Annotated in this window: 31 protein-coding genes; 16 read left to right on the plus strand and 15 right to left on the minus strand. The window is 59.7% G+C overall.

Annotated elements, in window-relative coordinates; translation table 11 throughout:
* The first annotated feature begins 156 nt into the window (after window positions 1–156).
* Window positions 157–558 carry an acyl-CoA thioesterase gene (locus tag ACK83U_RS02585; protein ID WP_112397994.1) on the plus strand — a complete coding sequence of 134 codons (402 nt, stop codon included), beginning with the start codon at window positions 157–159 and terminating at the stop codon, window positions 556–558.
* An 8-nt stretch (window positions 559–566) separates the two neighbouring features.
* Here ACK83U_RS02585 and ACK83U_RS02590 read toward each other — a convergent pair whose 3' ends face one another.
* From ACK83U_RS02590 to ACK83U_RS02600, 3 genes are read right to left on the minus strand one after another with little or no spacing between them, the layout of a single operon-like run.
* On the minus strand, window positions 567–1,124 hold the full coding sequence (locus ACK83U_RS02590) for a biotin transporter BioY (RefSeq protein WP_112397993.1): 558 nt from the start codon (window positions 1,122–1,124) through the stop codon (window positions 567–569).
* Between the two features lie 28 nt (window positions 1,125–1,152).
* Entirely contained in the window at window positions 1,153–1,755 is a 603-nt protein-coding gene (locus ACK83U_RS02595) for an energy-coupling factor transporter transmembrane component T family protein (protein WP_112605976.1), read from the minus strand.
* A complete protein-coding gene (locus tag ACK83U_RS02600) occupies window positions 1,755–2,432 on the minus strand; it encodes an ABC transporter ATP-binding protein (RefSeq protein ID WP_112605973.1) in 678 nt (225 codons plus the stop codon). Before ACK83U_RS02600 ends, ACK83U_RS02595 begins: the two co-directional genes overlap by 1 nt.
* 208 nt (window positions 2,433–2,640) lie before the next feature.
* Here ACK83U_RS02600 and ACK83U_RS02605 point away from each other — a divergent pair, with 208 nt between their 5' ends.
* The 3 genes from ACK83U_RS02605 (at window position 2,641) to ACK83U_RS02615 (ending at window position 5,598) form a co-directional block, all read left to right on the plus strand.
* Window positions 2,641–3,831: a winged helix-turn-helix domain-containing protein gene (locus tag ACK83U_RS02605; protein WP_112606092.1), complete on the plus strand. Its 1,191-nt coding sequence runs from the start codon at window positions 2,641–2,643 to the stop codon at window positions 3,829–3,831.
* A gap of 73 nt (window positions 3,832–3,904) precedes the next feature.
* A complete protein-coding gene (locus tag ACK83U_RS02610) occupies window positions 3,905–4,963 on the plus strand; it encodes a dipeptidase (RefSeq protein WP_112605970.1) in 1,059 nt (352 codons plus the stop codon).
* Window positions 4,964–5,049: 86 nt separating this feature from the next.
* Window positions 5,050–5,598, plus strand: a complete 549-nt coding sequence (locus ACK83U_RS02615; RefSeq protein WP_412474828.1) for a GNAT family N-acetyltransferase — start codon at window positions 5,050–5,052, stop codon at window positions 5,596–5,598.
* A gap of 21 nt (window positions 5,599–5,619) precedes the next feature.
* Here ACK83U_RS02615 and ACK83U_RS02620 read toward each other — a convergent pair whose 3' ends face one another.
* From ACK83U_RS02620 to aroC, 4 genes are read right to left on the minus strand one after another with little or no spacing between them, the layout of a single operon-like run.
* The gene (locus ACK83U_RS02620) at window positions 5,620–5,886 is read right to left on the minus strand and encodes a site-2 protease family protein (protein ID WP_412474780.1); all 267 of its coding nucleotides are present in this window, start codon (window positions 5,884–5,886) and stop codon (window positions 5,620–5,622) included.
* Window positions 5,880–6,371, minus strand: a complete 492-nt coding sequence (locus ACK83U_RS02625) for a metalloprotease (protein ID WP_412474781.1) — start codon at window positions 6,369–6,371, stop codon at window positions 5,880–5,882. Before ACK83U_RS02625 ends, ACK83U_RS02620 begins: the two co-directional genes overlap by 7 nt.
* 48 nt (window positions 6,372–6,419) lie before the next feature.
* Window positions 6,420–7,523: a 3,4-dihydroxy-2-butanone-4-phosphate synthase gene (gene ribB / locus ACK83U_RS02630; RefSeq protein ID WP_112605961.1), complete on the minus strand. Its 1,104-nt coding sequence runs from the start codon at window positions 7,521–7,523 to the stop codon at window positions 6,420–6,422.
* Between the two features lie 10 nt (window positions 7,524–7,533).
* On the minus strand, window positions 7,534–8,631 hold the full coding sequence (gene aroC / locus ACK83U_RS02635) for a chorismate synthase (protein WP_112605958.1): 1,098 nt from the start codon (window positions 8,629–8,631) through the stop codon (window positions 7,534–7,536).
* 307 nt (window positions 8,632–8,938) lie between these two features.
* On the opposite strand from aroC, the gene ACK83U_RS02640 reads away from it, so the two are divergent.
* Window positions 8,939–9,199, plus strand: coding sequence for a DUF1344 domain-containing protein (locus tag ACK83U_RS02640; RefSeq protein ID WP_015339036.1), 261 nt, complete (start codon window positions 8,939–8,941; stop codon window positions 9,197–9,199).
* Window positions 9,200–9,309: 110 nt separating this feature from the next.
* Here the strand turns inward: ACK83U_RS02640 and ACK83U_RS02645 are convergent, their stop codons facing one another.
* The 4 genes from ACK83U_RS02645 to ACK83U_RS02660 form a co-directional block, all read right to left on the minus strand.
* Window positions 9,310–9,906 (minus strand): histidine phosphatase family protein, encoded by a 597-nt coding sequence (locus ACK83U_RS02645; protein WP_112605955.1) that lies wholly within the window; start codon window positions 9,904–9,906, stop codon window positions 9,310–9,312.
* A 17-nt stretch (window positions 9,907–9,923) separates the two neighbouring features.
* Window positions 9,924–10,742 (minus strand): enoyl-ACP reductase FabI, encoded by an 819-nt coding sequence (gene fabI, locus ACK83U_RS02650; RefSeq protein WP_015339039.1) that lies wholly within the window; start codon window positions 10,740–10,742, stop codon window positions 9,924–9,926.
* 121 nt (window positions 10,743–10,863) lie between these two features.
* Window positions 10,864–12,027 (minus strand): DnaJ domain-containing protein, encoded by a 1,164-nt coding sequence (locus ACK83U_RS02655; protein WP_112606090.1) that lies wholly within the window; start codon window positions 12,025–12,027, stop codon window positions 10,864–10,866.
* A gap of 313 nt (window positions 12,028–12,340) precedes the next feature.
* Entirely contained in the window at window positions 12,341–12,799 is a 459-nt protein-coding gene (locus ACK83U_RS02660) for an RT0821/Lpp0805 family surface protein (protein ID WP_015339041.1), read from the minus strand.
* A 64-nt stretch (window positions 12,800–12,863) separates the two neighbouring features.
* Here ACK83U_RS02660 and pdxH point away from each other — a divergent pair, with 64 nt between their 5' ends.
* Window positions 12,864–13,484, plus strand: a complete 621-nt coding sequence (pdxH, locus tag ACK83U_RS02665; protein ID WP_112605952.1) for a pyridoxamine 5'-phosphate oxidase — start codon at window positions 12,864–12,866, stop codon at window positions 13,482–13,484.
* 3 nt (window positions 13,485–13,487) lie between these two features.
* Here the strand turns inward: pdxH and ACK83U_RS02670 are convergent, their stop codons facing one another.
* Window positions 13,488–14,546 carry a polysaccharide deacetylase family protein gene (locus ACK83U_RS02670; RefSeq protein ID WP_112605949.1) on the minus strand — a complete coding sequence of 353 codons (1,059 nt, stop codon included), beginning with the start codon at window positions 14,544–14,546 and terminating at the stop codon, window positions 13,488–13,490.
* Between the two features lie 227 nt (window positions 14,547–14,773).
* Here ACK83U_RS02670 and ACK83U_RS02675 point away from each other — a divergent pair, with 227 nt between their 5' ends.
* Both ACK83U_RS02675 and ACK83U_RS02680 read left to right on the plus strand, forming a co-directional pair.
* Window positions 14,774–16,081, plus strand: coding sequence for a D-alanyl-D-alanine carboxypeptidase family protein (locus ACK83U_RS02675; protein WP_112605946.1), 1,308 nt, complete (start codon window positions 14,774–14,776; stop codon window positions 16,079–16,081).
* Between the two features lie 108 nt (window positions 16,082–16,189).
* Complete coding sequence (locus ACK83U_RS02680) at window positions 16,190–16,495, plus strand: pyrophosphatase (RefSeq protein ID WP_112605943.1); 306 nt, start codon at window positions 16,190–16,192, stop codon at window positions 16,493–16,495.
* An 18-nt stretch (window positions 16,496–16,513) separates the two neighbouring features.
* Here the strand turns inward: ACK83U_RS02680 and tldD are convergent, their stop codons facing one another.
* Window positions 16,514–17,929 carry a metalloprotease TldD gene (gene tldD, locus ACK83U_RS02685; RefSeq protein WP_112605940.1) on the minus strand — a complete coding sequence of 472 codons (1,416 nt, stop codon included), beginning with the start codon at window positions 17,927–17,929 and terminating at the stop codon, window positions 16,514–16,516.
* A 63-nt stretch (window positions 17,930–17,992) separates the two neighbouring features.
* Window positions 17,993–18,616, minus strand: a complete 624-nt coding sequence (locus ACK83U_RS02690; protein ID WP_112335711.1) for an invasion associated locus B family protein — start codon at window positions 18,614–18,616, stop codon at window positions 17,993–17,995.
* Window positions 18,617–18,953: 337 nt separating this feature from the next.
* Here ACK83U_RS02690 and coxB point away from each other — a divergent pair, with 337 nt between their 5' ends.
* From coxB to ACK83U_RS02720, 6 genes are all read left to right on the plus strand, one after another.
* Window positions 18,954–19,844 carry a cytochrome c oxidase subunit II gene (gene coxB / locus ACK83U_RS02695; protein ID WP_112397980.1) on the plus strand — a complete coding sequence of 297 codons (891 nt, stop codon included), beginning with the start codon at window positions 18,954–18,956 and terminating at the stop codon, window positions 19,842–19,844.
* A gap of 13 nt (window positions 19,845–19,857) precedes the next feature.
* Window positions 19,858–21,552 carry a cytochrome c oxidase subunit I gene (gene ctaD / locus ACK83U_RS02700; RefSeq protein WP_112397979.1) on the plus strand — a complete coding sequence of 565 codons (1,695 nt, stop codon included), beginning with the start codon at window positions 19,858–19,860 and terminating at the stop codon, window positions 21,550–21,552.
* Window positions 21,553–21,610: 58 nt separating this feature from the next.
* The gene (locus tag ACK83U_RS02705) at window positions 21,611–22,570 is read left to right on the plus strand and encodes a heme o synthase (protein WP_112605937.1); all 960 of its coding nucleotides are present in this window, start codon (window positions 21,611–21,613) and stop codon (window positions 22,568–22,570) included.
* The gene (locus tag ACK83U_RS02710; RefSeq protein WP_015339051.1) at window positions 22,567–22,707 is read left to right on the plus strand and encodes a hypothetical protein; all 141 of its coding nucleotides are present in this window, start codon (window positions 22,567–22,569) and stop codon (window positions 22,705–22,707) included. The genes ACK83U_RS02705 and ACK83U_RS02710 overlap by 4 nt, the downstream gene beginning before the upstream one ends.
* 9 nt (window positions 22,708–22,716) lie before the next feature.
* A complete protein-coding gene (locus ACK83U_RS02715) occupies window positions 22,717–23,328 on the plus strand; it encodes a cytochrome c oxidase assembly protein (RefSeq protein WP_112605934.1) in 612 nt (203 codons plus the stop codon).
* 62 nt (window positions 23,329–23,390) lie between these two features.
* A complete protein-coding gene (locus ACK83U_RS02720; RefSeq protein WP_112605930.1) occupies window positions 23,391–24,269 on the plus strand; it encodes a cytochrome c oxidase subunit 3 in 879 nt (292 codons plus the stop codon).
* A gap of 62 nt (window positions 24,270–24,331) precedes the next feature.
* On the opposite strand, the gene ACK83U_RS02725 is transcribed toward ACK83U_RS02720, so the two are convergent.
* Window positions 24,332–24,982: a phosphotransferase-like protein gene (locus ACK83U_RS02725; protein WP_112605926.1), complete on the minus strand. Its 651-nt coding sequence runs from the start codon at window positions 24,980–24,982 to the stop codon at window positions 24,332–24,334.
* 151 nt (window positions 24,983–25,133) lie between these two features.
* On the opposite strand from ACK83U_RS02725, the gene ACK83U_RS02730 reads away from it, so the two are divergent.
* Together ACK83U_RS02730 and ACK83U_RS02735 are read left to right on the plus strand one after the other, a co-directional pair.
* A complete protein-coding gene (locus ACK83U_RS02730; protein ID WP_112606087.1) occupies window positions 25,134–25,553 on the plus strand; it encodes a DUF983 domain-containing protein in 420 nt (139 codons plus the stop codon).
* A complete protein-coding gene (locus ACK83U_RS02735; protein WP_412474782.1) occupies window positions 25,546–26,307 on the plus strand; it encodes an SURF1 family protein in 762 nt (253 codons plus the stop codon). The genes ACK83U_RS02730 and ACK83U_RS02735 overlap by 8 nt, the downstream gene beginning before the upstream one ends.
* Window positions 26,308–26,382 lie beyond the last annotated feature (75 nt).

A 26,382-nucleotide genomic window follows, 5' to 3' on the forward strand; every position in this document is an offset into this window, starting at 1 on the left:
TAAATGAGGTGTGACGCCTATTACAGGACATGGACCATGTCACTACAATGTCAACAATCCATCTTAACCACTTTGGAATGGCGCCCGTTTACTTATCGAAGCGTGGTGTTAAGCTTTCATTAAGGTCAGTATGGCGTCGGCCAGGGTTATTGCGTCATGGCAAGAGTAGAACGATCCGATGTCATCGAGGTAAGGGTGCCGCCGCGCGATGTCGACCGGCACGGCCAGATGTTTATCGCATCCTATATCTCACAGGCAGAGACCGCACTCTCGAACTTCTGGCGCACGCGACCGCTTGTGGACGATGAACCCGTCTACATCGCCAAGAAAGTATCCTGTTCGTTGCACCGTGCCTTGCACTATGATGAACTTGCCCGCTACTCGATCAGTGTCAACAAGATCGGCGGCAAATCGGTCGGTTTCGTCGTGGCGGTCGAAACCGGCAACGAACTGGCGGCAGAAGTGGAAATCCTCTGGCTTGCGGTGCGCGGCGACGAGCATGATCCCGTGCCGCTGCCGGAAGACACGCGCGACTGGCTCTATAAATATCTGGCTTGAGCCGAGTTTTAGCTGCGCTGCGGCAGAAGCGGATAGCCGACCATGACGGCGCGGCCGACCAGGGCCGCGACCACGGCCTTGACGATATCGCCCGGCACGAAGCCCAGAGACCCGATAAACGCCTTGCCGAAGCCGATATTGATGGCGAGCCAGGCAATGCCCAATGCATAGAGCACCACGACACCGCCAATGACGGCAGCGATGAAGAAGCCGACGCCTTGAACGAGGCCGCTCTGCTCCGGCTTCACCAATCTCTCGGAGAGATAGCCGGTGACGAAGGCTGCGAATATCCAGCCGACGAAGAAGCCGGCCGTCGGGCCCGCAAACACTGCAAGACCGCCGCGTCCGCCCGACAGCACCGGTAGGCCGATGCTGACAAGAACGACCACGAGCAATACCGCGATCGCGCCACGCCTTGCGCCTAGCACCACGCCGGCAAGCATGACGCCGAGAGATTGCGCCGTGATCGGAACCGGAATGATGCCGATCGGGATGGGCGGCAAGAGGCCGAGCGCCACGATGATGGCGGCAAACAGCGCTGAAAGCACGAGATCGCGGGTGTTCATGGCGGTTCCTTCCAACAAAGTCCCATGTTCATTGACGCCGAATGCCGCGCGCGTCAATCGCAGCAGCAATATTGTCCGCATCGCGCAGTGTCAGGATGATCAGCGGCGCGAGCGTGGTTGCGAGGCGAATCTTGATCCCGCGGGCCTGATGCGCTTCGCGGATCGCGCGGTAGCGATCGAGAATTTCAGGCACAAAACGGATGACGAGGCCGATCGCAAGGCCGATATCGGCAGCCTTGAGCAGGCCGAGCCTTTCGAGCGGCGTGGCAAGGGCGGTGATCTCATCAATGAAAGCAGCCATCGATGTCGTCGCCGTCACCGTGGCGGCAAATAGCGCCAGCGCGGTCAATCGCAGCGCCGTAACGATGGCTGCGTGCAGCGGGCCGACGATTGCCGCGAATATGGCCAGGACGGCAATCGAGACGAGGATAGGTCGCAGCCGCTTGAGCGCCTCTGCAACTGGCAGGCCGCAGCGAAGATAAAGGGCGGCGCCGACAAGGTTTGCGCAGGCGAGCAGCACGATGGACTGCGTCAGAAACAGCAATACGCCAAATGCGGTCAGCGCAAGCAGCTTCACGCGCGGCGAGAACCGATGCATCCATGTATCCGCATCCACATGCAGCGTCTGCATCAGCCTGCCATCTCCTTGTGGCGGGCGATGGCCTCCATTGCGGGCGCGTCGGCAACAAGCCGGCCCTGGTCGAACAGCAGCACACGGTCGAAATCCTCAAGTAGCGGCAGGTCGTGGCTGATGACGATGACATTCTCTGGAAGCGTTGCCATGGTCTTCTGAACGAGCGCCCGATTCTTCAGATCGAGCTGGTTTGTCGGTTCGTCCAGAATGAGGATATCCGGGCCGGTGACCAGTACCGAGCAGAGCGCGGCCATCTGCAACTCACCGCCGGAAAGCTCATGTGCCCGCCGCGCGCCGAGATGGCTAACGCCAAAACGGTCAAGAATGCCCTCGACCGCGGTTTCGATCTGGGCCTTGTTATATCCGCGTGCCTTGAGCCCAAAGGCGATGTCGTCGCGCACGATGGGCAGGATGATCTGGTTCTGCGGCGACTGGAAGATATAGCCGACCTTGCCGAGCACTTTGGCGGCATCGGCGATGGTATCAAGTCCATCGACCACAACGCGCCCGGTCGTCGGCTTGACAAGCCCGTTGATCAGCCGCGCAAAGGTTGTCTTTCCGGAGCCGTTGAGGCCGATGACGCCAATACGACGCTCTTGAAGCGTCAGGCTCAGCGGGAACAGCGCAGTGCGCTTGCCGTAATCGACGCCGGCATTTTCGAAGCGGATGTCCAAGCGGCTTCCTTGTTCGGTAAGCTGGAGCGGTTCAGCGTTTCACGGAACCTCAGAGCCGCTCCAGCCTTTTATTGTCTCGCAATCCCGGACGGAAAACCGCTACGCACTTTTCCTGGAGTTGCTCTATCGCGGAGCTATAGCGCATCGCCTCGATTTATCAAATCAGGGCCTCTTTGAAAGCATGGGAATTTATGCCTATGATCCGCGTATGACGAATCTGCTCTCGAATCGTGACGCCCGCCGCGTGTTCCTTGCTAAACAGGGGCTTGCCAATCCGCCGAACCGCGCCTTGACCAAGGCCGGCCTGCTGCAGCTCATCCATGACATCGGCTTCGTGCAGGTGGATAGCATAGGCACCGTCGAGCGTGCCCATCACCAGATCCTGTTTTCGCGCAACCAGACCTATCGGCGCGAGCACCTGACGGAACTTCTGGAAAAGGACGGCGCGCTCTTTGAGAACTGGACGCACGACGCCTCCATTCTACCGAGCGCATTTTTCGTCTATTGGAAGCACCGTTTTCGCCGCGAGGAAGCGGCGATCATCGAACGCTGGCGGAAATGGCGCGGCGAGGGGTTCGAGGCGGCTTTCGAGGAAACCTACGAACGCGTGCTGAAGAACGGCGCGATCACCGCCCGCGAGGTCAAGGCGGAAGATCATGTCTCCGGTGGCTGGTGGAATTGGCACCCCAACAAGACGGCGCTCGAATATTTCTGGCGCACCGGCAAGTTCGCGATCGCCGGCCGCACCAATTTCCAGAAGGTCTATGACCTCGTGGAGCGTGTGCTGCCGGCCCATTTCCATGAGCCGGAAGTGGAGCATGACGAATTTGTCGATTGGGCCTGCCGCAGCGCGCTGCAGCGTCTCGGCTTTGCGACCTCAGGCGAGATTGCCGCCTTCTGGGATCTGGTGACGCCGCAGGAGGCTAAGACTTGGGTCGAGACGCATCGCGACGAGCTGACCGAAGTGTTGGTCGAGCCTGCCGCTGGCGGCAAGCCTCGCCCTTCGCTTGCTTTCCTCGACTTTCATGACACGCTCGATAGTCACGCCGAAGCGCCGGCGCGTATCCGTGTGCTTAGCCCCTTCGATCCCACGCTGCGCGATCGCAATCGCACCGAACGCCTGTTCGGCTTCTTCTACCGCATCGAGATTTTCGTGCCGGAACCGAAGCGTGAATATGGCTATTACGTTTTTCCGCTCCTCGAGGGAGACCGTCTGATCGGACGGATCGATATGAAGGCCGACCGCAAGGCGGGAACGCTTGACGTCAAGCGCCTGTGGCTTGAACCGGGCGTCAAGGCATCGGCCGGCCGGCTGGAGAAGCTGGAGGCCGAGCTGGAGCGTATTGCCCGTTTCACCGGCGTCGAGAAGGTCGTGTTTCTCGAAGGCTGGCGGGGATGACCCTTGCTTTTCGAGAGATCGGTGGTGAGCGGCATCCGGGGAACGGCCGCTGATTTTTGGGGACAGCGATCGCATGGATAATGTTCGGATTTTCGATGGGCATAATGATGCGGTCCAGTTCATGCTGGACTATAGACCCGACGGCCGTGATTTTCTGGTTCGGTCCGAGACAGGGCATCTCGATCTTCCGCGGGCGCTCGAAGGTGGCTTGGCTGGCGGATTGTTTGCGATGTACGCCGCGCCGGACCAAGAGCCGGTGGATGACCTGACGATCACCCATGATGGCTACGAAGTTCGCTATGCTGAAGCTTTGCATCCGGACCATGCCCGCCGGCAAATCGACGGACAGCTTTCGGCCATAAAGAAGCTGATTGGACGTTCGGGCGATAAAATCCGTCTGGCAACGAGCGTTAGCGAGATCGAGGCGGCACGACATGCCGGCGTCTTTGCCGTCGTGCTTCATATGGAAGGCGCCGACGCCATCGGCCCCGATCTCGGCTATTTGGATAGCATGCACAGTGCCGGCCTTCGATCTCTGGGCATCGTGTGGAGCCGCCCGAATATCTTTGGTTACGGCGTTCCGTTCGCCTATCCGAGATCGCCAGATACTGGACCCGGCCTCACCGATTTGGGAAAGAGCCTGGTCAGAAGATGCAATGAATTGGGGATCATGATCGATGTTTCCCATCTGAACGAGCGCGGATTTTGGGACGTGGCCGCATTGAGTACCGCTCCGCTCGTCGCCACCCACGCCTGCGCCCATGCCATATGTCCGTCGACCCGAAACCTCACCGACCGGCAATTGGATGCCATCCGCGATACAGGCGGCGTCGTCGGGCTGAATCTTGCCGTCAACGATATCCGCGCGGATGCTAATCTTGACGAGGACACCCCGCTCGAGGCCGTTATTCGCCAGATCGATTACCTCATCGCTCGCGTTGGACCCGCGGGGGTCGCTTTGGGATCGGATTTCGATGGTGCCGTCATGCCCCGCGAGATCAAGGACGCAAGCGGCTTGCCGCGTCTCCTTGACGCCATGCGCAAAAGTGGTTTCGACGAGCTGACCTTGCGAAAATTCGCGTATGACAATTGGCTTCGCGTGTTCAGCCTCTCATGGCCGGATCGATCATGAGCTTTGTCACCTCCTCCTTGAGAGGACATGGCTAACTAAATCCAATAGGCAGAAGAGCATCCGAGGAGGAGAGTTCATTGTCGTCACTGATTCTAAAAGGCCGCAATGTCAGGCTCCGTCCGCCATGTGACGGAGATGCCGATGTGCGTTTCTCCTTGGGCACGAATGCCGAGATTTCGGAAATGTACGGTATCAACAAGGAAGACATCAAGCCTGTGACCAGAGAGGGCGCGGCTAGATGGGTACAGCTGTTTGCCGAGCGCCCATATGCCTGGGTCATCGAAATCAACGGAGTCTTTGCCGGAGAAATCAGACTGGACAACGTCAACGCGCTGGACAAGCGCGCGACGATGGCCATCGGCATCAGCAATCCCGCCTTGCTCGGCAAAGATTTTGGCACCGAAGCGATCACTCTTCTGCTGAAGCACGCCTTTGGCGACATGGGGCTGCATCGCATCGGAATACGCGTGCTCGCCTATAACAAGCGTGCCATCCGAGCCTATGAAAAGTGCGGCTTCATCATCGAGGGTCGGGAGCGCGAGACGGCTTACGTCAGCGGCAGCTGGCACGACGACATCATGATGGGCCTGCTGGATCGCGAGTTTTCGGCCCTGCCACCTCAAGACCAATCTTGATCGATCGAGATTGCGCGCCGCTTATCTAGTCGGTTGGTGTTGTCGCGACGCGCGCAGTGCCTGCAAGTTCGGCTTGAGATAGGGCGGCGACCAGATCACGAAACCAGTTAGGATGCCGGCAATGAAAATGATCTTGGCGACGATTGCGAAAATCGTTCCAAATAGGCCCGTCCAGAACAGGGCGCGATCAGAGCCGTAGCGAGCCTCGACCAGATCATGGAATAGATGTCCGCCATCAAGCGGAAACGCCGGCAGCAGATTGACGGCGCACCAGACGAGATTTAGCACGCCGAGCCAATGAAAAGCCTTGCAAACGGTGAGGTGGCAATGGGAGGAGGCGCAGTCCAAGGGCTTTCAGGGCTTGGCAGGAGGGATGCCGCGGCGTCTGCCATGCTGACATGGTAAGCCACGAAAAACGCTACTCCGATCAGCAGGTTTGTGACCGGCCCCGCGATCGTAATCAAACGCGCTTCCACCCTTGTGATGTCGCCGCTCTCCCAAATTGCCTCGCCGCCACCAGCATGGAGGCGTATCAGCGTTGGTTTGCAGCCGAGATAGCGGGCTGTCCAAGCATGTCCAACTTCATGAGCCAATATCGACAGGATAATTCCTGGAATGACGATGGCTGCAGTGACAAACCCTCTCGTATGAAGCTCGATCCAGAGGGGGAACGTGACCAGGCAGGCGACGATCAAAATCCCCATATGCACCCAGACCGGCGGTAAACCGCCGATCCTCAATTCTATCCCATCATCACGATAGGCGAACTTCAATGACTACAAACCTCGCGTCCGGCCGTCCCTTTGGGGGACGGTTAAAATTCAGCAGATCTCCGTCTTGGCGATCTTGATCCCGAAACCTTCCAGGCCGACATAGTGCCGCTCGCGGCTGGTGAGCAGCTTGATCGAGCTGACGCCGAGATCCTTCAGGATCTGAGCACCGAGGCCGATTTCCAGCCATTCGCTATCCCGCGTCTGCGCTTCGGCATGCGCCTCGCGGCCGGCCTGGCGCGATTTGCGGCCGTTGTCGAAATGGCCGACGCCGACAGAGCCCTCACGCAGATAGACGATGATGCCGCGGCCCTCTTCGGCGATCTTTTTCATGTAGAAATCGACCGGGCTGTTCTTGCCGAAAATATCCTCGGCAACGTTCTCCGGATGCAGGCGGACCGGAATGTCGATACCGTCGCGGATGTCGCCGAAGACAACGGCAAGGTGCTGCATTGGATCCCAGGGCAGCGAATAGGTATGGGCGCGCGCCTTGCCGAACGGAGTCTCGACATCAAAGCTGGCGCCGAGTTCGATCAGCGTTTCCTTCCGCTGGCGATAGGCGATGAGATCGGCGACCGAAACAAGCTTCAGCCCATGCTGCTCGGCGAAGCTCACCACCTGCTGACCGCGCGTGACGGTGCCATCGTCATTGACGAGCTCGCAGATGACGCCGATCGGCGGCAGGCCGGCAAGCTTGCAAAGATCGACCGCAGCTTCTGTATGGCCCGAACGCATCAGCACGCCACCTTCGCGGGCAACGAGCGGGAAAATATGGCCGGGGCGCACGAAATCTGTGGGACCGACATTCGGGTTGGCGAGGTTGCGCACCGTCAGCGTGCGGTCGTCGGCGGAAATACCGGTCGTGGTCCCATGCTTGAAGTCGACGGAAACGGTGAAGGCCGTCGTATGTGCTGAGTCGTTTTCTGCGACCATGGCATTGAGGTTGAGCCGCTTGGCTTCTTCGCGCGGCATCGGCGTGCAGACGATACCAGAGGTGTGGCGAACGATGAAGGCCATCTTGTCGGGCGTGCAGTGTACGGCGGCAACGATCAGGTCGCCTTCGTTTTCGCGGTCGTTATCGTCCATGACGACGACGATCTCGCCGGCTTCGAAAGCCCGGATGGCATCGACAACGCGCTTCTGGTCATACGGCATCTCGAAATTCCTATCTCTGCTGGCCTGTCTGGCCGCGATCTCTCAGATAATGGTCGGCAACCGCGCAGGCAACCATGGCTTCGCCGATCGGCACCGCACGAATGCCGACGCATGGATCGTGGCGGCCTTTGGTGCGCACATCGACGTTGTTGCCATCGGCATCGATCGACTGGCGTTCCGTCAGGATCGACGAAGTCGGCTTGATGGCAAAGCGTGCGACGATGGGCTCGCCTGTGGAAATACCGCCCAGGATGCCGCCGGCGTGATTGGACAGGAAAATGCGCTTGCCGTCATTGCCCATCCGCATCGCATCGGCATTTTCCTCACCTGTGAGTTCGGCGGAGGCGAAGCCTTCCCCGATTTCGACGCCCTTGACGGCGTTGATTGACATCAGCAGCGAGGCGATGTCCTGATCGAGCTTGCCGTAGATCGGAGCGCCAAGCCCGGCCGGCACGCCTTCGGCCACGACTTCGACGACTGCGCCGATCGAGGAGCCTGCCTTGCGGATGCCGTCGAGATATTCTTCCCACACCGGCACGATTTCCGGATCAGGCGCGAAGAAAGGATTTTGGTCGACCTGAGCCCAGTCCCAATTGGCACGGTTGATCTTATGCTTGCCGATCTGCACCAGCGCGCCGCGGATGGTCGCGCCGGGCACGACGAGACGGGCGATGCCGCCGGCGGCAACACGCGCTGCTGTCTCGCGGGCCGAGGAGCGCCCGCCGCCACGATAATCGCGAATGCCGTATTTGACGTCATAGGTATAGTCGGCATGGCCGGGACGATAGCGTCGGGCGATTTCGCCATAATCCTTCGAACGCTGGTCGGTATTCTCGATCAGCATCGAGATCGGCGTTCCGGTCGAGATCATCGTCTCGCCGTCCTCATCGAGCATGACGCCGGACAGAACCTTCACGAGATCGTCCTCGCGTCGCTGCGTCACAAAGCGCGATTGCCCCGGCTTGCGCTTGTCGAGCCAGGTCTGAATGTCCTGCAGTTTGAAACGGAGGCCCGGAGGGCAGCCGTCGACGACGCAGCCGAGCGCCGGGCCGTGGCTTTCGCCCCAGGTGGTGACGCGGAAGAGGTGACCGAATGTGTTATGCGACATGTAAAACGACCGGATTAGCGCAGCCTGACGGCAGGCCGCGTCTTGTCACTTGCAATTGCGGCCCACTCATAGGCCAAAATTCTGACAAGACAAAATCTTTCTTTCAGTTGCCTCGGAAACGGCGCTCAGCCATTTTCTTCCTCAAGCATCGGCATGGTAAACAAAGATTAATCCGAATTGTGGATTGTGACGATGCATTCACCAATTGGGCGGGCGAAGTCATTATTGGGGGCAACTTCCGCCATATTCGACGTGTTTTCTAGGCCGCATAAGAAATCATAATCAATTTACCTGAAGGGTGACGACGATGCGCTTCTTTGTAGCGACGCTTTTGGCCACGGCAAGCCTGCTTGCTCCTGTCGCTGGTTTTGCTGAGAGCGCGGATGTCGAGGCCGTCATCAAGAAGGTCGATGCGAAGAACTTCAATATCACGCTGGATGACGGCAAGAGCTATCAGGTGCCGGAGGATTTCGATTTCAGCGGCCTGCAGGCCGGTGTGAAGGTCGTGGTCTTCTATACGGAAGTCGACGGCAAGCGCGTCGTCAACGATCTTGATATCGTCCAATAAATCCCGGCTTGGCCAGGCACTCACCCGGTGCGGGTGAAATCCAGAGTTTTCGATCGATCGATTTTAGGCGTTCTCCGAAATAACGGTCCCCGGCCTAATCCCAAACCGCGTTACATCCAGCCAATAATCTTCATTTCCGGATCGACTTTCAGGATCTGGTCCTGATGGATGGGGATTTCGGCCGCCTCTTCCTTTTCGACATCCCCGATCAGGCGAAACAGCGTGCGTATAACGCCGCCATGCGTGACGCAGACCGTCGGGCGGTCGACGGACGTCAGCCAGGCGCCAACGCGCCAGGAGAGAATTTCGTAGCTTTCGGCATCATCGCCGGGCGGGATAAAATCCCATTTGTTGGCCTTGCGCTCGGCAAGGCGGTCAGGCTCGGTCGCCTTCAATTCCTTGAGAGTAAAGCCTTCCCAGGCCCCGAAGGACACTTCGACCAACCTGTCGTCAGTGCCGTAGTCCTTGGGCGGCAGCCCCATCGCCTGCCGAACGATTTCCATGGTTTCGCGGGTACGCCGCAACGGGCTTGCGACGAAATCGAAGGGGATGTTTTCGAAGGCGAGGATTTCCGCAAGATCGACGCCGTTCTGCCGCGCCTGTTCGCGGCCGATGGCGTTCAGATCGATATCCTTCTGCCCTTGCAACCGGCGCTCGGCATTCCAGTCGGTCTGACCGTGGCGTATCACATAGAGGATGGGCGACACGGTCAGATTCCTGTTGGTCAGTCCTTCGCGACGGAAATGTCGGGCGCGTCCACGGCCTTCATGCCGACCGTGTGATAGCCGGAATCGACGTGGTGGATTTCGCCGGTCACGGCCGTCGACAGATCCGACAGCAGGTAGAGGGCGGAATTGCCGACTTCGTCGATCGTGACAGTCCGCTTCAACGGCGCGTTGTACTCGTTCCACTTCAGGATGTAGCGGAAGTCGCCGATGCCGGACGCTGCGAGCGTCTTGATCGGGCCTGCCGAGATCGCGTTGACGCGGATGCCGCGGCTGCCGAGATCGACTGCAAGGTAGCGTACGCTTGCTTCGAGAGCGGCCTTGGCGACGCCCATGACGTTGTAATGCGGCATGACCTTCTCCGCACCGTAATAGGTGAGGGTGATCATGGAGCCGCCGTCATTCATGATTCGCTCGGCGCGCTGTGCAACCGCCGTGAAGGAATAGACGGAGATGTCCATCGTCTTCGTGAAATTGTCACGGCTGGTATCGAGATAACGGCCGGTTAGCTCGTCCTTGTCGGAAAACGCAATGGCATGCACGACGAAATCGATCTTGCCCCATTTCGCCTCGAGCGTGTCCATGACGGCATCGATCGTTGCCGGCTCGGTCACGTCGCAATGGCCGGCCATGAAGGCGCCGAGTTCCTGAGCGAGCGGCTCGACGCGCTTCTTCAGGGCATCGCCCTGCCATGTCAATGCGATTTCGGCTCCGGCATCCGAGCAGGCCTTGGCAATACCCCACGCTATCGAACGGTTGTTTGCTACGCCGAGGATGACGCCGCGTTTGCCTGCCATGAGGCCAGTGGCTTGAGCCATATTATGCTCCCTTGAACTTTAGATGAACCTGCCTATGGCATAGGCCGACCCCCGGTTCAAGCATCGTAAAGATCATCAACTGTTAGGGATCGTAACAAAGGGTGCTGTTGTCACCAAAATTTCACAGGAAAAGTCCTTCGCGCATGCTGCGCATGAGATCCGTGACCTTGTCGTCGGGTTTTTCCCAGAGCATCAGCCGCAATTCGACAATGAGATCGCCTTTTGCGCCATTGCCGTTGGGCAATCCCTCACCGGAAATGCGAATGATCTGATCCGAACCGGACCATGCCGGCACCGTGATCCTGACCGGCCCGTTCAAGCCCTCGACTGTTGTCTCGCAGCCAAGGACCGCATTTTCGATGCTGACAGGCAATATGGTGCGCACATCGCTGCCCTCGAGCGTGAAGCGCCCGTCGGTCGACAGATGCACAGTGACGGCGACATCGCCGCGCAGCATGCCCTGCAGTTTCAGCCCCTGGCCCTTGAGGTGCAGCACCTGACCGTTGGAGATATCCGTCGTTGCCTGAAAGCGCGCCTCGCGGCCATCGGGCAGCGGCACGATGATCCAACGGCTCTTCAGCATGTCGTCGAGCGTCACCGTGGCTTCGGCAGCGACCTCCGGGGTTTTTTCCGGTGGCTTTTCGGGCACATTGCCGCCCGTGATGCGTCGCACCAGGGAGCCTAGGATGCCGAAGGCCGAGCGCGAGCCGGCCGAAGCGGAGACCGCTGCGAACTGTTCTTCTTCCATCTGCAGCTCTTCCGATGCTGCGGTAGTGGGCTGTTCCCGCGGCTTTTCCGCCTGTTGTGCGCCGACATCAGCCGTGGCTTGTGCCTGCTGCGCCTGGCCGGTCTTCACTCCGAAAATACGCTCGACCATATCTTCCGGTGATTCGGCGGCATTACCATGTTGGCCGGATGCCGCCGAGGCTGCTGCCTTGCGGGCATTGGCCCGGGCGAGCTCTTCCATGATCTTGTCGGCATTGGCACGCGCGGCCTTGGCTCGTTCGGCCGCCTCCCGTGCCGCCTGCCGCTGCTGTATGATCGTCTGTTCCTGGCTCTGGCCCTTCGCCTCGGCCATACGCGCGATCTGATCGTAACGGCTGCGCTTCTGGGGATCCTTCAACGTCTCGTAAGCACGGCCGATTTCGGCAAATCGCTCCGAAGCCGTCGGATCGCCAGGATTGTGATCGGGATGAGCAGTCTTTGCCAGATTGCGCCAGGCGGATTTGATTTCGTCCGCCCCCGCATCCTTCCTAACGCCCAGCACCTTATACGGATCCCGCATCTTTCCCGCCATCATTCGTGGGTGTGCCCAGCCCCATCGCAGCACCCCAAGCAAAGAACCAATTGATAGCGCTTCGCCGTCCTGCTTCCTGTCATGGGAGGCAAGGGTGATGCGCCGATGAGCCGATCCTGCGGGAAGAGTTGCTAATCAGGCGTTACGGCGGAGAGGGGCAGCAGATCCCCATTTCGGGGCATGGTTAGCCAATCGCTAACAGGCGGTGCCAAAATTGCAGTCGGACGGAGAGCGCAGATGTCAACATCACGCGTACGGAAGCAAAAATGTTTTGGAGGCGATGGAAACAGGAGAAGGGCGATCAGCCCGCTTGCTGGAAGCTCAGCAACTGCCATTCGCCGAGGCCGACAAGGCAAGTCCTGCCAGAGAAGTTGGCAACACCCTGATAGGAATGCCGGCTCGTGCGGAATTGGCGGCAGACCACGCCGGATGCATTGCTTTCGACAATCGTGTCGATGACGCCGGCGCTGCCGGTCGAGGTGTTTGCCCAGGGTATCGGCTGTCCGTTGAGCTTATTGAGATCCGCCGAGGTGACGGCATTGCGCACTGTGGTCTCGTCGGAGATGCTGTCCGCTGTCACCGGTGCCGTCGGCACGGTGCCTGTCGATACGCTGCGATCCACTTTGGCCGAGCTCAGGTAGTCCATGCCGCCGCCGACGCAGCCGCCAAGGGTGAAAAGGGAGATGAGGGCGACAGCCATCGTTACGCCTTTTGCAAGCTTGCGCTTTGTATGAACGATCGACTTTGCTATGACTTCCACCCGAACTTCTTGGCCAGCCAGAGGGGCCGGCGGTTATTAGGAATTGCGGAGCTTTTGAATTAATATGTCGGAAAACGAGTTAACAAGCGGTGACTTCACCGAGCAGAACGAACCTTTCAGCCTCTTTGCGTCCTGGCTGCGTGAGGCGGAGACCACCGAACCGAACGATCCGAATGCGGTAGCGCTGGCAACGGTGGATAAGGATGGTTTGCCAAATGTCCGCATGGTTCTTCTGAAAGGTTTCGATAGCGACGGATTCGTATTCTATACAAATTTCGAGAGCCAGAAAGGCCAAGAAATTCTTTCCCAGAAGAAAGCCGCCATGTGCTTCCACTGGAAGTCGCTGCGTCGCCAGGTGCGTTTGCGTGGCCTGGTTGAAGTGGTGAGCGATAAGGAAGCCGACGAATATTATAAGACAAGACCCCGCGGCAGCCGCATCGGGGCATGGGCCTCAAAGCAGTCGCGCCCTCTGGAAGGCCGCTTCGCGCTCGAAAAGGCCGTCGCCGAATATACCGCTCGTTACGCGATCGGCGATATTCCGCGCCCGCCTTATTGGTCCGGCTTCCGCATCCGGCCGCTGTCGATCGAATTTTGGCACGACCGCCAGTTCCGACTGCACGATCGTATCGAATTTCGTCGCGATGTGCCCGAAGGCGCCTGGCAAAAGGTGCGGATGTATCCGTAAACCTTATGCCGGCTCCCGGCGCCCCATCAGCCGCATGGGGATGCCGGATGCAAGCGCCGACGCATAGCGGGGCTTCTGGTAATGGCCGTTCAGCGATAGCCGCGGCAGCAGCAGCGGTGCATTGCCATTTGTCGTCGTGATCGTGCCGGGGCGCGTGGTGACGCCGACGGAAAAGCCGAGCTCTGCCGCCAGCCGGCCCTCGCGCGGCGAGACGGCCTCGTTCGTGCCATAGGGGTAGGCGATTGTGGTTGGCCGCTTTCCGGTAATGTCGGCGACATAATCGGCCGAGAGTGCTATTTCCGCGGCCGCCTCCGCCTCGGGGAGCCTTGCCAATGCTCGATGGCTCACCGTATGGGCGCCGAGCGAAGCAAGCGGATGGCGCGCGAGCTGCCGCAATTCGTTCCGATCCATGATCGATGCACGGACGATGTCGAGCGGCTCCAGGCCATGACGCCGGGCAAGCTCATCGATCCGGCCGACGGCTTCGCTTTCTTCGTCGCTGTGGACGAAAGCGGCGAAGCGGGCGAATGCGGCATGCCTCTGGCTGTCCTTGCCGAGTGGCAGAAACTCGTCTCCTGATCCGAAATCGAATGTCACCCGATCCAGCCGGCTAAGCAGCTCGGCCAGCGTCTCCCACCATATGCTATGGGTCCGCTCCGAAAGCCCCTGGGCGACGAAGACGGTGAAGGGCACATTGTGGCGCGCAAAGATCGGCAGGGCATAATCGAGATTGTCCCGGTTGCCGTCATCGAGCGTGAAGGCGATGAAGGGGGGTCTGCCGGAAGCCTCTTTTGCCCGTGACGGAAGAGCGTCGAATGCGATGAACTCGTAACCGTCCTGTTTCAGCCGTGCGATCGCCTGATCGAGAAAGTCGGGCGAGACCTCCAGATGCGCATTGGGCGCAAAACGGCGGGGGAGGGCAGGGCGGACGTGATGAAGGGTGAAGATAGTGCCGAGGCCCGCAACGTCGCGCATTAGCCCCGCACCCTTCAAGATTGCGGCGGCTTCCAGTCCGCTTGAGATCATCGTGCGCTTGAGGCGGACCTTGATGCCCTGTTCCATGCGGCTCGACCCGGTTGACCAATGTCAACGCTGTAGCGCATCCCCGTTAAACCTTACTGAATCTTTGTCATAATTTCCAATGCGTTAATGCTTATTTTACCAGGAAAGGCAAAATTGAAGAACTATCGAGGCTGTTGCCTCAATATCGCACCGGTATCAGGCTTTTTGTCGCAAAATCGTACAGGGATTGATGCGGTGTGTTGGCATTCTTTCGGTTGGGGACAATTATGAAACGACTTCTGATGGCTTTGTCTGCGGCCGTCTTGCTGTTGAGCGCTCCCGTGGCGAGCTTCGCTGGCAGCGCCTATTTCATCATGGATGCAAAGACCGGCAACGTGCTGGCATCCAGCAATGCGGATGACCTCAACCATCCGGCATCGCTGACCAAGATGATGACACTATACATGACCTTCGAAGCGATCCACCGCGGCAAGCTGAGCTGGAATACCCGGATACCGGTTTCGCGCTTCGCCTCTGCCAAGCCGCCCACCAAGCTGGGCCTCAAGCCCGGCGGCACGGTGACCGTCCGCGAAGCCGTCGATGGCATGATCATCAAGTCCGCCAACGACGCCGCAACCGCCATGGCGGAAGCGCTCGGCGGCAGCGAAAGCGGCTTTGCGCGGATGATGACGCAGAAGGCGCGTGAACTCGGCATGCGCCGCACCACCTTCCTGAATGCCTCGGGCCTTCCGAACATGCAGCAGTGGACGACGGCGCGAGATATGTCGACGCTGGCCGTCGCGCTCATCAACAACTACCCCCAGGAATACCGACTCTTCTCGCAGACGAGCTTTAACTACCGCGGCCATTACGTGCGCGGCCATAACAATCTGATGTATCGCTATGAAGGCATGGACGGTATCAAGACCGGCTATACCAATGCCTCCGGCTTCAACCTAGTCAGCGCCGTGCGCCAGGGCAATCGCCGCGTGATCGGCGTCGTCATGGGCGGCGCCACCGCGCGTGGCCGCGATGCGATGATGGCATCGCTGCTGGATCGTTATGTGCCCAAGGCAAGCCCCGTCGCGACATCGCGTCTGATGGCGAGCGTCGGCGGTGGCAAGATGGCCAAGCAGGTTGAAGTGGCGTCTGCATCGGACGACGTTGCCGTGGATGTCGACACGCAGACCACCGCAGCCACCCCACGCAAACGCGCGGAGGTCGTTCCGATGGCATTCGCTGCCGCCTCGAACGTCACCGTGCCGATGGATCGCCCGGCTGCGATGGACGAGATCCTCGTCGACAACAAGCAGCCGGCAACCGCCAGCAAGCCGGTGGTATCCGGAAGCTGGCAAGTGCAGATCGCGGCGACGCCGACCGCCCAGGCTGCCAAGGATATTCTCTCGGAAGCGAAGTCCAAGGCCGGCAATGCGCTCGCCAATGCCTCGCCCTATACCGAGGCCGTCGGCAAGGGTGCCAGCACGGTCTATCGCGCCCGCTTCACCGGCTTTGCAAGCCGCGACGATGCGAATTCCGCCTGCTCTGCTTTGAAGCGTAAGGACTTCGATTGCATGCTGCTGCCGAGCAAGGGCTGAGCGTAATCTTGAATTGGATAAACACGAGCCGGCGGAGCGATCTCCGCCGGCTCGACTTTTTGACGGGAATCGTTCATTGATGTCTAGAACATAAAGGGAACGATTTCGATGCTGAAAGATCTGATGGAGCAATTCGAAACGGCTTCGGCACGCTACGCCGCCGATAACGGCATGGAGCGTGACGACGATTGGTTCGTGCTGAAACTCCAGGAGGAGATGGGCGAGCTGATCCAGATCTGGAACAAGGTCACCGGCCGTGGGCGGCGCAAGGGCATGAGCGATGCGGAACTGGCGACCGCACTTGCCGACGAAACGGCCGATGTGCTCGGCCACATTCTTTTATTCGCGCATCGCAACGGCCTGGATTTGACCGCTGCGGTGGAGCGCAAATGGCGTTTTCGTCCCGAGGCGTGATAAGCGCCTCAAGAACGATTAGGTCTTGGTGCCGCCCACCGTGATCTGGTCCATGCGCAAATGCGGCTGACCAACGCCGACCGGAACCCATTGGCCGGCCTTGCCGCAATTGCCGATCCCGGTATCGAGCTTCATGTCGTTGCCGATCATCGAAACGCGCTTCATCGCATCCGGGCCGTTGCCGATCAGCATCGCGCCCTTGATCGGAGCGCCGAGCTTGCCGTCCTCGATGAGATAGGCTTCCGTGCAGCCGAAGACGAACTTGCCTGAGGTGATATCCACCTGGCCACCGCCGAAGGAAACGGCATAGATGCCCTTCTTCACCGAGGCGATGATTTCCTCCGGCGTCTTGTCGCCGCCGAGCATATAGGTGTTGGTCATGCGCGGCATCGGCGTATGGGCATAGCCCTGGCGGCGGCCGTTGCCGGTCGCCTTCATGCCCATCAGCCGCGCATTCTGCCGGTCCTGCATGTAGCCGACCAGCTTGCCATTCTCGATCAGCACGTTGTAGGCCGATGGCGTGCCTTCGTCGTCCACGGTGATCGAGCCGCGGCGGTTCTCGATCGTGCCGTCATCGACGACGGTAACGCCGGGAGCGGCCACCATCTGGCCCATCAGGCCGGCGAAGGCCGATGTCTTCTTGCGGTTGAAGTCGCCTTCGAGCCCATGCCCGACGGCTTCGTGCAGCATGACGCCCGGCCAGCCGGAGCCGAGCACGACGTCCATTGTGCCGGCGGGTGCCTCGATCGCCTCCAGATTGACAAGCGCCTGACGCAGGGCCTCGTCGGCGCCGTAGTGCCAATTGTCCGCTGAGACGAAATCACCGAAGCCGATCCGGCCGCCGGTGCCGAAGGAGCCGGATTCCTGTCGGTCGCCGTCACCCACGATCACGGAGATATTGACGCGCGTCATCGGCCTCACATCGCGAACGCGATGACCGTCAGCGCGCAGAATGTCGACCACCTGCCAGCTGGCGGCGATGGATGCCGTCACCTGACGCACCTTCGCGTCCTTGTCGCGCAGATAGCTGTCGATCCGCTGCAGGAGCTTTGCCTTCTCCTCGAAACTCGGCGTGCCGATCGGGTTCTCGTCGCCATAGAGCACCTTGTTGGTGCGCTGAGGCGCGGCCGCGTAGGAGCCGGCATAGCCCGATGTCACCGCGCGCACCGCGTCGGCGGCGCGCTTCAATGCAGCCTCGGAAAGATCCCCCGCATGGGCGTAGCCCACCGCTTCGCCGGCGACGGCGCGAAGGCCGAAGCCCTGCTCGGTGTTGAAGCTGCCGCCCTTCATCCGGCCATTGTCGAATGTCAGCGATTCCGCCTGGACATGCTCGACGAAGAGCTCGCCGTCATCGGCGCCGGAAAGAGCTTCGGCAACGATGCCGCGCAGCTTGGCTTCATCGGCATCAAAAAGTGTAAGGAGATCGGTATTCATGGATCAGGTGCTCCGTTCAGAGCCGATGTAGGCTTCGCACCGCGCAAGAGCAAGCCCATCCGGTCAGGGAAGGGCGTCGTAGCCGTCCGCAAAGCCCTTCAAATCCACAGGGATGCCGATGCCTTCTTCCGGCGACTGGAAGACGATGAAGGTTGCTGTGGCGCCGCTACGCAGCGTCTTCAGCAACTGGTCCTCCAGCACGACTTCTGCATAGCAGCCATCGGAGAAGCAGCGCACGAAATAGGCGCGGCCGATATCCTTGCCGTCGATATTGAGGCCGAGACCGTTCGGAAGCAGCACGCCGAGCGGCGCCAGTACGCGCAGGATCTTGGACTTGCGGTCAGCCGTCTTCAGCACGACGACGGACAGACCGATTTCCGGACGATCCTCGGCGATCACGTTCTGCATCAGCGCGCACTGCTCGGTCGCCGCACCTGCCGGCTTGTCGCACACGACGGACCAAGCGCCGTGGCTGGACCGGACCGTACCCGGCGGTTGCGGAACCTGGCTTGTTGGCACTTGCTGCGTATGCGGCTGCTGCTGGCCCGGCTGGTCCGGCTGCAACTGTTGGGTCTGCTGCGCCGGCGGCTGAGTCTGCTGGCCCTGCTGCGCCCATGCGGGTGCGGCAACTGCGGCAGCGACGCTGCCGGTAAGGAGCAAAAGCCGGGCGAGGGAACGAAAACCCATGGAAACCTCTAGATTCGAATCAGTGCCGCTATTGTTGAAGCCCAGGCCGGCAAATGAAAAGCCCCGGCTGCTGGATTCCAACCGACTACGGCGGAAATACGACGTCTACTCCATTTTGTCCCGGCGGCGCCATGGACCGCGATGCAATTTTTCGTATGATGATGAAATGCTTGCCATGTCCGCGACAAGCTTGGGGGGATATTCGCGCAAAAATGCCGCACTAACAAATGTCGTGAGTTGTTGCGGAGCACCCCAAACTGTGGTTTGAAGCGCAATGGATTGTAGGGATACTGCGTTTGAGGAAGATCTGGGATCAAACGCTGGAGGGAGAGACATCGTGATTAAGAGAGCTTACGCGGCTCTGGCGGCTATGATCTGTCTGCTTTTTGCGACAGGTAGCTACGCCGATCAGCCGAGACCTTGGGAAACCGGTATGCAGCAGGCGGCAACCGGCAACATGCATCAAATCCGCTGGTTTGAGGCATACACGCTTTGGTTTATCATTCCGATCACGCTGCTTGTTCTGGTCCTGCTGGTGGTGGTCATGGTCAAGTTCCGGGCGTCCAAGAACCCGGTTCCGTCCAAGACGAGCCACAACACGCTGATCGAAGTCGTCTGGACCATCGGACCGGTCCTCATTCTTCTCTTCCTGGCTATTCCCTCCTTCAATCTTCTGACCGATCAGCTGACGTTCCCGGAAAAGACGGATGTCACCGTCAAGGCGACGGCGACGCAATGGCAGTGGAATTATGAATATGAGGGCAGTGGCGCGACGCCGGTCGCCTTCGACTCCTTCATGCTGAAGGAGCAGGACCGCGCCGCCGCCGGCAAGGACGATAAGTCGAAATATCCGCGGCTGCTCGCCGTCGATAACGAAATGGTCGTTCCCGTCGGCAAGAACGTGCGCCTTCTCATCACCGCCGCACCGACCGACGTCATCCATTCCTTCGCCTTGCCTGCATTTGGTGTCAGGATTGACGCCATTCCGGGCCGTCTGAACGAAACCTGGTTCAATGCCGACCGCGAAGGCCTGTACTATGGACAGTGTTCCGAGCTCTGCGGCAAGGATCACTCCTTCATGCCGATCGCCATCCGTGTCGTCTCCGACGATCAGTACAAGCAGTGGCTTGCCGCTGCTGCAACCGATGTCGGCAAGGCGAACAAGGCTCTGATGGCCGCCGTCGACCAACCGACGACCGTCAAGGTCGCGGAAAACACGGCGAAGTAAGAGGGTAGGAACAATGGCTGGATCCAAGGCACACGACGATCACTCGCATGATCTTCACGACGCCCACGCGCACGACGATCATCACGCACACAAGCAATCTTTCGCTGATCGTTGGCTATTTTCGACGAATCACAAAGACATCGGCACGCTCTATCTGATCTTCGCGATCTTTGCGGGCGTGATCGGCTTCCTCCTTTCCGTTGCTATCCGCATGGAATTGCAGGAGCCCGGCATCCAGATCTTCAGCGGTCTGGCATCGATGGTCTACGGCTTTTCGGGCGATGCCGCCATCGATGGCGGCAAGCAGATGTACAACGTCTTCGTCACCGCCCACGCGCTGATCATGATCTTCTTCATGGTCATGCCTGCCATGATCGGCGGCTTTGCCAACTGGATGGTGCCGATCATGATCGGCGCGCCGGATATGGCTTTCCCGCGCCTCAACAATATCTCCTTCTGGCTGCTCGTTCCGGCCTTCCTGCTGCTCATCCTCTCGATGTTCGTCGAAGGCCCGGCAGGCGCTTACGGCGCGGGCGGCGGCTGGACGATGTATGTGCCACTGTCAGGTACGGTCGGCCATCCCGGCCCGGCGATTGATCTGGTTATCTTCGCGCTGCATATCGCCGGTGCCTCCTCGATCCTCGGTGCGATCAACTTCATCACCACGATCCTGAACATGCGCGCTCCCGGCATGACGCTGCACAAGATGCCGCTGTTTGCCTGGTCGGTTCTGATCACCGCCTTCCTGCTGCTTCTGTCGCTCCCGGTTCTCGCCGGCGCCATCACCATGCTGTTGACCGACCGCAATTTCGGCACGACCTTCTTTGCGCCGGAAGGCGGCGGTGACCCGCTGCTCTACCAGCACCTCTTCTGGTTCTTCGGCCATCCGGAAGTCTACATTCTGATCCTGCCCGGTTTCGGCATGATCAGCCACATCATCTCGACCTTCTCGCGCAAGCCGATCTTCGGCTATCTCGGCATGGCCTATGCCATGGTCGCGATCGGCGCCGTCGGCTTCGTCGTCTGGGCCCACCACATGTATGTGACCGGCCTGTCGCTCGACACGCAGCGTTACTTCGTCTTCGCGACAATGGTCATCGCCGTTCCGACAGGCGTCAAAGTCTTCTCATGGATTGCGACGATGTGGGGCGGTTCGATCCAGTTTCGCACGCCGATGATCTGGGCGCTCGGCTTCATCTTCCTGTTCACGCTCGGCGGCGTCACCGGCGTCCAGCTCGCCAATGCCGGCCTCGACCGCGAACTGCATGCGACTTACTTCGTTGTGGCACACTTCCACTATGTTCTGTCGCTTGGCGCCGTCTTCGCCATCTTCGCCGCCTGGTACTACTGGTTCCCGAAGATGACCGGCTACATGTACAATGAACGGATCGGCAACTGGCACTTCTGGATCACCTTCGTCGGTGTGAACATGGTGTTCTTCCCGCAGCACTTCCTGGGTCGTGCGGGCATGCCGCGCCGCTACATCGACTATCCGGATGCCTATGCCGGCTGGAACTTCGTCTCCTCCATCGGCTCCTATGTCGCAGCCGTTGGCCTTTGCTTCTTCTTCTGGGGCGTTATAGATGCCTTCGCAAAGAAACGCGTCGCAGGCGATAATCCCTGGGGTGAGGGCGCAACCACGCTCGAGTGGCAGCTGTCGTCGCCGCCGCCGCACCATCAGTGGGAAGAGCTGCCGCGCATCAAGTAGCTCATTTCCGGACGCCGTGATAAGCGGCGTCCGGTTCAACGGATAATTGGAACAAAGAATGACGGTCATCGACAATCACGAAGCGCTCGCAAAGCAAGGAGAAACCGGCCTGTCGGAAGCGGGTGCGCGCGATTATTTCGAGCTTCTGAAGCCGCGCGTGATGTCGCTGGTCGTCTTCACCGCCTTTACCGGCCTCGTATTGGCTCCCGGCCATATCAACCCCGTTCTCGGTTTCATCGCCATCCTCTGCATTGCGGTCGGCGCGGGCGCATCCGGCGCCCTGAACATGTGGTACGACGCCGATATCGATGCTGTCATGACCCGCACCAAGAGCCGGCCGATACCTTCGGGCCGTATCAATCCATCGGAGGCGCTGGCCTTCGGCCTGGTGCTGTCGGGCTTTTCGGTGACGATCCTTGGTCTTGCGATCAACTGGCTTTCCGCCGGCATTCTCGCCTTCACGATTTTCTTCTATGCCGTCGTCTACACGATGTGGCTGAAGCGCTCGACGCCGCAGAACATCGTCATCGGCGGTGCTGCCGGCGCTTTCCCGCCCGTCATCGGCTGGGCATGCGTCACCGGCAGCGTGCCGGTCGAAAGCATTGTGCTCTTCCTCATCATCTTCCTGTGGACGCCGGCCCATTTCTGGGCACTGGCACTCTTCAAGATGGGGGATTACGAGGCCGTCGGCGTACCGATGCTGCCGAATGTCTCCGGCATCCCAACAACGAAGAATCAGATCGTCGTCTATGCGGTGCTGACCGCCATCTTCGGCGTCGTGCCGGCTTTCATAGGCTTTGCGAGCTTCGGCTATGGCGTCGTTGCAGCGGTGCTCGGCGCGATCTTCGTGCACTGTTCCATCGCCGTCTGGCGCATGGCCGATGGCGACGTGAAGATGGTGCCGGCAAAGAAGCTCTTCGGCTTTTCCATTTTCTATCTCTTTGCGATCTTTTCCGCGCTGCTGATCGACCGGCTCGTTGCCGTGCTGATTTCGGGTGGTGCCGGAGGCTGGCTATGATAGAGCTCGTCAAGCTGACTGAGGCGCAGAAGAAGTCGCGGCGAGGGCGCAATATCGCGCTCGGCCTCGTACTTGCCGGTCTGGTGGTGCTGTTCTACGCGATCACCATCATCAAGGTCGGTTCCGGACACGTTTGAGGAGGCGTCATGGAGGGGGAGGTCACAAAAAGCACGAGGAACGGCACCCGTAGCAACGGGATGATCGTTGCCATGTGCCTGAGCTTCGTCGTCGGCATGAGCGCCATGTGCGCCGCCGCCGTGCCGCTCTATCGCATGTTCTGTCAGGTGACGGGCTATAACGGCACGACGCAGCGCGTCGAGCAGGTGTCGAACCTCATCCTCGACAAGCAGATCCAGGTTTCCTTCGATGCCAACGTCGCGCCCGGCCTGCCATGGGATTTCAAGCCGTTGCAAAAGTCCGTAAGCCCGAAGATCGGCGAGACGGTCGAGGTCAAGTTCCAGATCGAGAACAAGTCGGACAAGATGGAGCGCGGCCAAGCGATCTTCAACGTCACGCCGCTCGAAGCCGGGGTCTATTTCAACAAGGTCCAGTGCTTCTGCTTCAACGAGACGGATCTCGCGCCCGGCGAAAAGCGCGAGATGTCAGTGGTTTTCTACGTCGATCCCGAGATCGCCAAGGCTCCGGAAACCAAGACGATCAATGCGCTGACATTGTCCTATACCTATTACCCACGGGAAGGCACAAAGCCCGTGGCATCCAACGATGCCGCAGGGCGGCCGGTGGAAAAGAAGCTTTGATGGAGAGTGCTTCTCGGTTTGACCGGAAGCAATATGGGAAAAGTTATTCGGGGATTGCTGATATGGCCGAGGCGCATCAGAGAAAACACGACTATCACATTATCGACCCCAGCCCGTGGCCGATTACCGCGGCCATAGGGGCCTTCGTGCTCACATTGGGGGGCGTCGGCTTCATGCGCTATCTGAACGGCAGCGCGTTTCACTTATTTGGACTGAACCTAGCGCACCCTTGGCTGTTCTTCATCGGCCTCGCCGTGATTCTCTTCGTCATGTATGCTTGGTGGGCCGATACGATCAAGGAAGCGCATGAGGGCGCGCATACCCGCGTCGTCTCGCTGCATCTGCGCTACGGCATGATCATGTTCATCGCCTCGGAGGTGATGTTCTTCGTCGCCTGGTTCTGGGCCTATTTCGATGTCAGCCTGTTCCCGAACGAGGCGATCCAGGCATCGCGCACGGCCTTCCTCGGCGGCCAGTTCCCGCCGAAGGGCCTTGAGGTCCTCGATCCCTGGCATCTGCCGATCTACAACACAATCATCCTGCTTCTGTCGGGCACCACGGTTACCTGGGCGCACCATGCGCTGCTGCATGGCGACCGCAAGGGGCTGATCCAGGGGCTGACGTTGACAGTTCTGCTTGGCGCCTTGTTCTCCTGCGTCCAGGCATACGAATATGCGCATGCCCCCTTCGCGTTCAAGAACTCGATTTATGGCGCAACCTTCTTCATGGCGACCGGCTTCCACGGTTTCCACGTTCTGATCGGGACGATCTTCCTGCTGGTTTGCTTGGTCCGCGCCATCCGGGGTGATTTCACGCCGAAGCAGCATTTCGGCTTCGAGGCGGCCGCCTGGTACTGGCACTTCGTCGACGTGGTCTGGCTGTTCCTGTTCTTCTGCATCTACATCTGGGGCAGCTGGGGCGCACCGCTTGCGGCGGGCTGATCGGTATCGATCTTTCGAAAACAAAAGGCGGGCGCTCAGCGTCCGCCTTTTGTTTTTTACCCTCAATACATTGAGGCAATTCTTTCAAATGCAGTGGGATGGGGCAGGCCCTTGGCGAGCAATTGCTGGATCTCCTCGGCACAGGCCTTAGAGCTCTTTACTGATGTATCGATCTCCAGATCGTAGATCCCCGGTCGGTGGACCTCTTCCTGCCATGCAATGACCGGCGCGGGGATGGGCTTATCCGCTCCGACAGCAACGTAAGTGCCCTGTCTTTCTGGTCCTTCCACCAGCCGCCGCTGCAGCACAACATCAAGGGGGCAGCGTACGCCGACGAACAGGACGGGCAGACCTGCCAGAAGCCGGGCGCAGTCGGGGAGAATGCCGAGCGGTTGCGAATAGCTGTCGTGATGACCGAACTCGGCGATGACGTTGAGCCCCATGCGGCTATGCGCGGCGATCGACGCATAGAGTGCGGCATAAAGGCACGCAACCAGCGGCTCGAGATCAGGCCACTCGCCGCCGGGACGCAAGCCGATACCAGGACGGTAGCGTGGAGGCGTGACATGCCGCACATAGGTGTCGACGCCGAGATTGAGCCAAACGCCCTCGAAATCAGCCTGTATCGCCTCGACGATGCTGCTTTTTCCGGATCGCGGCGCGCCATTGAGAATGATGATCTGACCAAGAGGCGAGCCTTCGCTGGTTGCCATGAATCCAATCCTTTCTGCATGCTTTTCCCGGGCTGCTGGCGCGGCGTATCTGCGCTTTTCGATTGGACGGACGCGCACATCGCGGTTACTGATAGTGACAGGGGCGAGATCGATAGGTTCGCTCGCAATGGCAGCCGATCGAGACAGAACTTTGACCTCAGAGCAAGACAAGACGCCGGACAAGATATCCCATGATGATAGCGCTCTCTTTGCGCCCGTCGATCCATTCAAGGTCGGCATACAGGGATGTTGTCCGCGTTGCGGCCAGGGCAAGCTTTTCGATGGATTATTGTCGCTCAAGCCGCGCTGTGCCGCCTGCGATCTCGATTACGCCTTCGCCGATGCAGGTGATGGCCCTGCGGTCTTCGTAATCCTGATCGTCGGTTTCATCATCATCGGTTCGGTCTTGTGGATGCAGATCAATTATGCGCCGCCAATCTGGGTCTACATAGTGCTGTTCGCCCCGCTGACGATCATTCTTTCGCTTTTGTCCCTGCGCTGGTGCAAAGGCATTCTGATCGCCCTGCAATATCGCAACAGCGCCGCCGAAGGGCGCGTCCACCGTGACTGAGTCCGCAGTGCCTGTGCGCCGCGCCAATCCCCTGTGGCAGATCGCCAAGGCACTGCTTCTGCTCGTTGCGTTCGTCATCCTGATCGGGCTCGGCACCTGGCAGGTGGAGCGACTGCAGTGGAAGGAAGGCCTGCTGGCCGATATCGCCGCGCGCAAGGATGCACCCGCCATACCTTTGGCGGCGATCGAGGCGATGGCGGCATCCGGCGGCGACATTGAGTATCGCGTCGTCACGGCGACTGGTCATTACCTCAACGACAAGGAGCGGCATTTCCTCGCCACACACGATGGCGATCCCGGCTATCACATCTACACGCCGTTGCAGCTCAACGATGGCCGCTTTATTTTCGTCAATCGAGGCTTCGTCCCCACCGAGGCGAAGGACCCCGAAAAGCGCAAACAGGGTGAATTGACCGGCGAACAGACCGTTATCGGCCTCGCTCGGGCAAAACTCGTCGACCGGCCCGACGGCATGCCGGACAATGATCTCGGCAAGAACATCTTCTTCTGGAAGGATCTGGACGCCATGGCCTCCAGCGTCGGCTTGCCGAAGGACAAGGTGCTGTCCTTCGTCATCGACGCCGACAAGACGCCCAATCCGGCAGGTCTGCCGATCGGCGGCGTCACCATCATCGATCTGCCGAACAATCACCTGCAATATGCGGTGACCTGGTATGGGCTGGCAGCGGCGCTGGCAGCGATCGTCGCCATATCCTGGTGGCGCAAGCGCCATCCGGACGCGCCCCGACAATAGAGGCATGCAATAGAATAGCTTCATTTCGATGGAATATTCGGCTAGAGCATGATCCCAAAAAGTGCGCAGCGGTTT

Source organism: Rhizobium sp. WW22, from assembly GCF_047041135.1.
GTDB lineage: Bacteria > Pseudomonadota > Alphaproteobacteria > Rhizobiales > Rhizobiaceae > Rhizobium.